Raw genomic sequence first — 5609 nt, 5'->3', positions numbered from 1 at the left:
ATACAATCCATGTGAGGATGAATCCATCGGAGACTACGGTGGTTTACTCGGATACATTTGCGGCAGATTCGATTTTTTGGGGTGAGTCAATTGGTATATCGTATTTGAGATTTTCATCTTTATATATTGATAGTTTTGTTTTTTCAGTGTGTGCACCCGAATTGCAGATAATATCAACGAGCTGGAGCGATAGTGATGGTATACCATTTTTCGGCGACAGTGGAGTTGTATCTATACGGGTAGCCAATAAATCGTGCGGCGATATGAGAGGTTGCGTTATCAAGTTCGATTCACCTTTGATACATTTTCTTGAGGATTCTTTTATAACCGATATATTGGCGGATTCATTTGTTGTGATTGAAGTGTCTGCAACCATCGGAACGGCTGGTGTGCCTGATTTTAGATATCTTGTTAATGTGAAAAATTCATTTGCTGAAACGACATTGTTTGGTGATTTACATGCTCTTGGCTATCCTGATTCTATATATACGATACCGGGGCAGGGGTATTGTGAGATACATTGGGAGAGTATGCCCGATGCCTATGCGTATTATGTTCTGAGAAGTTTGGACAGCATTAATTTTGTTTATTTGACCCCTTATCCCATATATAACTCGTTTTATATTGATTCTACACTGGGAGACAGCATATATTATTATTCTATTGTTGCAATTGATTCTTCCGGTGTGTGCGGGAAACCCTCACCTGCTGTTCCTGGATGGAAAAGCCTGCGCTATAAAGCCGGTTTTCCGGTTGACTTGCCCATTGGTTGCTGGCCTATAGCAGCTCCGTTGATTGTTGATGTTGATGGTGATGGGCGGAAGGAAATTTTTGTCGTTGACAACAATGGACACATTACTGCATATAGATGTGATGGCACAGAACTTCATGATATATCTTCCGAAGTGGACCCTATTTTTAATATAACTTGTCCGTCCGGAATGGGATTTTGGTCCACTCCTGCAGCAGGAGAACTTGATAATGACGGAATTATATATATAGTTGTTGCTTCTCGGACATATCCGGGGAAAATATGGGCTATAAGAGGTGATGGTGTGGTAAAGTCTGGTTTTCCAGTTACCACACGAAGCAGAATGCTATCGTCAGTTGCTTTGTATGATTTAGATGGTGATTCAACCCTTGAGATAATCGCATGTGATGAATCGCATTATTTGTATATTATAAAAAGCGATGGAACGCCTTATGTGGGGAGCTCAACACTTGTGGATTCGTCATATCTTGGGCGACGGGATATAGGTTCCTCGGCTCCTGCTATTGGCGATATAGACGGTGATGGGTTGCCCGAGATAGTAGTCTGTGGCGGAAAAGATACAGCTGGTTTAGGATATATATATGCTTGGAATTCTGACGGGACGAGAGCTTCAGGTTTTCCAGTGCCTGTCGCGGGCGATTCGAGGAGTTCTCCTGTCCTTGGAAATTTTGATGACGATACATCTGATATGGAAATCGCAGTTATAGTAAATGGTCTTGGTGTAGTTGCTCTTGATGGCGATGGAACGATGCTTCCTGGATTTCCGTACACGCGGTTTACTAACTTTGGAGACGGGATGAGGTCGTTGACATTATACGATTACGATGGTGACAATAAGGATGAAATTATAGTTCAAACACAGGATAGTTTATGCGTTATAAGATATAATGGAACGGAGTTGACTGGTTTTCCCATACCTGTGGGCAATATACATTGGTCGACCCCGGTTGTCGCTGATATTGACAATGACGGCATCGCGGATATGTTGATAACCAGCAATGATAGAATATATGCATATCATTTTGACGGTACGCCAATAAAGCTCGGTTTTCCACTGGAAGCAGGCGTAGCTATTGTTTCCACACCCGCTATTGATGATATAGACGACGATGGTATAGCTGAAATTATAGTGCCCGCGTATGATAGCAGACTTTATGTTTGGGAAACGAGTTCGAGATATATTAATGACCCAAGACTGTGGATGCAATTTCGCCACGATTGTTATAGGACCGCATCAGTCGGCTTTTCAACGGGGATGAAAGTTGGCGAGGGTGAATTGGTCAAGCCAGCAAATGCAGTTATTAATGTATATCCTAATCCATTTAATAGTTCGGTGGTTATTAGGGGATATATTCCGGAAAAAGGTTATATAGATGTTTATGATATATACGGGAGAAAAGTGAAGAGAATTGGAGAGATCTCCGGAAAGTTTAAAGTTGTGTGGGATGGCTCAGGCGTTGAGGGTTCCCTGTTGCCTTCAGGTGTATATATCGTAAAAGTAAACGGAAAGAGTAAGAATATATCCAAAAAGGTTGTTTTCGTAAAGTAATACTTATGGCAAAGCGAATTGTCATAGCATTAGGCGGCAACGCTATTTCTACTCGTGGGACTGACCCGTTCGAGGTGCAGTTTGAAAGGGCAAAAAGGTCGATGGACATGATAGCGGGGATTGTGGCTGAGGGGTGGCAAATAGCCATAACCCATGGTAACGGTCCGCAGGTGGGTAATGCTTTGCGAAGAGTCGAGTTGTCCCGTGACGAGGTTATACCTCTTCCTCTTTCTGTTTGCGGCGCGCAGACTCAGGGGGAGTTAGGTGTAATGCTTGCGTTGGCTTTGGGAAATAAGCTGTATACATCTGGGATGGACAGAACGGTGGTGGCAGTTGTAACGAGAGTTATAGTTGACAAGGACGACCCGGGATTTAGGGAGCCCACCAAGTTTATAGGAAGATTTTATACAAAGGAAGAAGCGGAGAAGTTGATTCGCGAGCAGGGCTGGACTATGCGGGAGGACATTGGTAGGGGATGGAGGCGAGTGGTGCCGTCACCGTGGCCGAGAGAGATTGTTGAAAGTGAAGCCATAAAGGAGCTTATAAGCAAAGGCATGGTCGTTATAGCAGCGGGTGGTGGAGGTATTCCTGTGGTGGAGAGACCTGATGGTTCGCTTGAGCTTGTGGATGCCGTGATAGATAAGGATAGAGCTTCCGCTGTGCTTGCGCTCGGCATAGAGGCTGAAAAGTTTGTGATAATAACTAATGTTGATAGAGTGTATTTAAATTTTGGAAAACCCAATCAAAGGGAAATAAAGGAGATGCGGGTAGAGGAAGCAAAAAGATTTTTTAACGAGGGACATTTCCCGCCCGGTTCGATGGGGCCTAAAGTGGAATCAGCTATATACTTTCTTGAAAGAGGAGGGAAGGAAGTAATAATAACCTCAATAAGCCAGGTCTGGGACGCTCTTCATGGCAGAGGACGATTCACGAGGATAGTGCCATGATAGGAAGATTTATATATAGATTTATATTGATTACCATTGCCACATATGCAGGCAGGACACTGCTCGCCCCATTAACGATTTTTGGATGGGACATCGACATCGGAATATTAGCGGTTGTTTTAATTGGATTAAGCGTTAGCGGTGAAGGAACGATACTATGGGGAGCGTATTCAGGATTTATAATTGATTGTTTAAATCCACAATGGATGGGTGCTGGCATTGGTGCGAGAGCAACAGCAGCTTTGTTTATATCTGCTATGAGAGGCAAGCTGAACATAGATCATCCGGTTTTAATAGGATTCGTGATTTTTGTCGCCAGTTTGATCGATAGGTTTATATATTTATCTCTTAGTTCGTATAATGCACAGATTTTCTATGCTTTATGGAGATTCATAATACCAAGTGCTCTTTACAATGCTATTTTTGCTGTGGTGGTAATAGAAATATATAGAATTATAAGATTGTTCGCAAAGTGAGGCAAAAGATATGAAACATAGATATCCAAACTATGAAGAGTTGTCTTTTGATGAAATAAACACTTTGTCAATAGATGAAAGATACAGCAAGGTGTCAGTAGATGATTTTGCAGAAACCCCGAAATCGTGGGAAAGCATTAATATAAGAAAGGAATTGTTTCCGAATATACTCAAGTCAGAGGAATTTTTTCAATTCTGTGACTATATAAAAAATGTGCGTAGAGAAGGGAAACAGATATTGTGGTTAACCGGTGCCCACATTGTCAAGGTTGGTTTATCTAAAATAGTAATCGAACTGGCTAAAAAGGGTTTTATTACCGCGTTTGCTGCCAATGGCGCGTTAGCTATACATGATGTTGAGATATCGCTTTTCGGGAAAACATCAGAAGATGTTGAGAAATCCATAAAAGACGGAAAATTTGGCGTAACTAAAGAGACCGCTGAATTCATAAACAATGCAATATCAAACGGTGCAAAGCAGGGTTACGGATATGGAGAATCTATAGCGCGAGCTTTGATAGAGGCAAATCCAAGATACAAAGATTATTCCATTATATACAATTTATTTGTTATGGGCGTTCCAATAACGATACATACTATCCCGGGCGCTGAGGTTATACATATTCATCCTGATGTTGATGATAGAGCGGTTGGCGAAACCAGCATGAGGGATTTTAGGCGCTTTTGCTCATTCGTGTCGAAGCTTGAGGGTGGCGCTGTATTAGGATGGGGTTCGGCGGTTGTGATGCCAGAAATCTTCTTGAAAGCTCTATCAATAGCAAGAAATCTGGGCTACAAAGTCGAAAACTTCAGAACAGCATATTTTGATATGTATATTCATTACCGTCCGATGCAAAATATAGTATTGCGCCCAACAGCCGGCAAGGGAAGCTATTTTGTCGGACATCACGAAATAATGATGCCTCTTTTAGCATCTATACTCCTGGGTGGATAAATGGTAGCGAAGCCAAAAATAGGAATAACTTCAGATTTTAAAGAAGATAGGATTAAGTTTAACTGGCTGAAAAGCCGGTATATAGAAGCTGTGGAAAAGTCGGGCGGAGTTCCGATTATATTGCCAATTGTTGAGTTGGACGAGGAAAGAATAAAAATATATGCTGATATACTCGATGGTCTTTTGCTGAGCGGTGGGGGTGATGTGGATCCATCATTTTATGGACAAAGAGATGAGGGCTCAAAAAGAGTATTTAGATCGCGTGACGAATTTGAGATAAAATTGACAAAATTCTTCATTCAAAAAACGGAAAAGCCGCTTCTGGCGATATGCCGTGGACATCAGCTGTTGAATGTTGCGTTGGGCGGAACTCTTTGGCAGGATATACAAATTTATTGGAAAGCGAGAAATTATAAAGTTCCTATTATAGAGCATCGGAGGCTTGGCGAGAAGTTTGACAAAGCCCGAGCCTGGCATGCAGTGGAAATTAAAAAGGATTCAAAGCTGTATAATATTTTGGGAAAGGAGAGGATTATTGTCAACTCATCCCATCACCAGATTGTTAAAGACCTTGCACCTGGATTGATTGTTTCGGCTACATCCGTTGACGGAGTGATTGAAGCCGTGGAGATTGATGATGACCGTTTTGTAATAGGTGTTCAATGGCATCCCGAGGATATGGATGACGAGAGCGCAGAAAAGCTGTTTAAAGCATTTGTGAGTAGTGCGAGTAAAGTTTCGGGATGACAGAATAAATAATTTTCATTTCATACTTGACACAGTTGATGTCGGTGAATAACCTTAAAGAGCTTGTTTTAGGGTTTAATGCCGGAGTGGCGGAACGGCAGACGCGGCGGACTCAAAATCCGCTGGGGGCAACCCCGTGTGGGTTCAAATCCCACCTCCGGCA

The 5609-nt window shown here is 42.3% G+C and carries 5 protein-coding genes and 1 tRNA gene; all 6 read left to right on the top strand.

What is annotated here, in order from left to right:
• On the top strand, window positions 1-2321 hold a 2321-nt coding region (locus tag J7J62_05930; GenBank protein ID MCD6124692.1), incomplete at its 5' end, for a T9SS type A sorting domain-containing protein.
• A 5-nt stretch (window positions 2322-2326) separates the two neighbouring features.
• Window positions 2327-3268: a carbamate kinase gene (locus J7J62_05925; GenBank protein MCD6124691.1), complete on the top strand. Its 942-nt coding sequence runs from the start codon at window positions 2327-2329 to the stop codon at window positions 3266-3268.
• Window positions 3265-3744, top strand: a complete 480-nt coding sequence (locus J7J62_05920) for a hypothetical protein (GenBank protein ID MCD6124690.1) — start codon at window positions 3265-3267, stop codon at window positions 3742-3744. Before J7J62_05925 ends, J7J62_05920 begins: the two co-directional genes overlap by 4 nt.
• 10 nt (window positions 3745-3754) lie before the next feature.
• On the top strand, window positions 3755-4699 hold the full coding sequence (locus J7J62_05915) for a hypothetical protein (GenBank protein ID MCD6124689.1): 945 nt from the start codon (window positions 3755-3757) through the stop codon (window positions 4697-4699).
• Window positions 4700-5446 (top strand): gamma-glutamyl-gamma-aminobutyrate hydrolase family protein, encoded by a 747-nt coding sequence (locus J7J62_05910; protein ID MCD6124688.1) that lies wholly within the window; start codon window positions 4700-4702, stop codon window positions 5444-5446.
• A gap of 80 nt (window positions 5447-5526) precedes the next feature.
• Window positions 5527-5609: transfer RNA gene (locus tag J7J62_05905), tRNA-Leu, on the top strand.

The organism is bacterium, from assembly GCA_021159335.1.
In the GTDB taxonomy this organism is placed as follows: Bacteria; UBP14; UBA6098; order B30-G16; family B30-G16; genus JAGGRZ01.
The sequence above is the reverse complement of the archived record's forward strand: the minus strand, read 5'-3'. Positions and strand labels throughout refer to the sequence as shown.

Bases quoted from the DNA above. Each gene is read 5' to 3' on its own strand.
- J7J62_05925 (MCD6124691.1), top strand. From the start codon at position 2,327: ATGGCAAAGCGAATTGTCATAGCATTAGGCGGCAACGCTATTTCTACT.
- J7J62_05920 (MCD6124690.1), top strand. From the start codon at position 3,265: ATGATAGGAAGATTTATATATAGATTTATATTGATTACCATTGCCACA.
- J7J62_05915 (MCD6124689.1), top strand. From the start codon at position 3,755: ATGAAACATAGATATCCAAACTATGAAGAGTTGTCTTTTGATGAAATA.
- J7J62_05910 (MCD6124688.1), top strand. From the start codon at position 4,700: ATGGTAGCGAAGCCAAAAATAGGAATAACTTCAGATTTTAAAGAAGAT.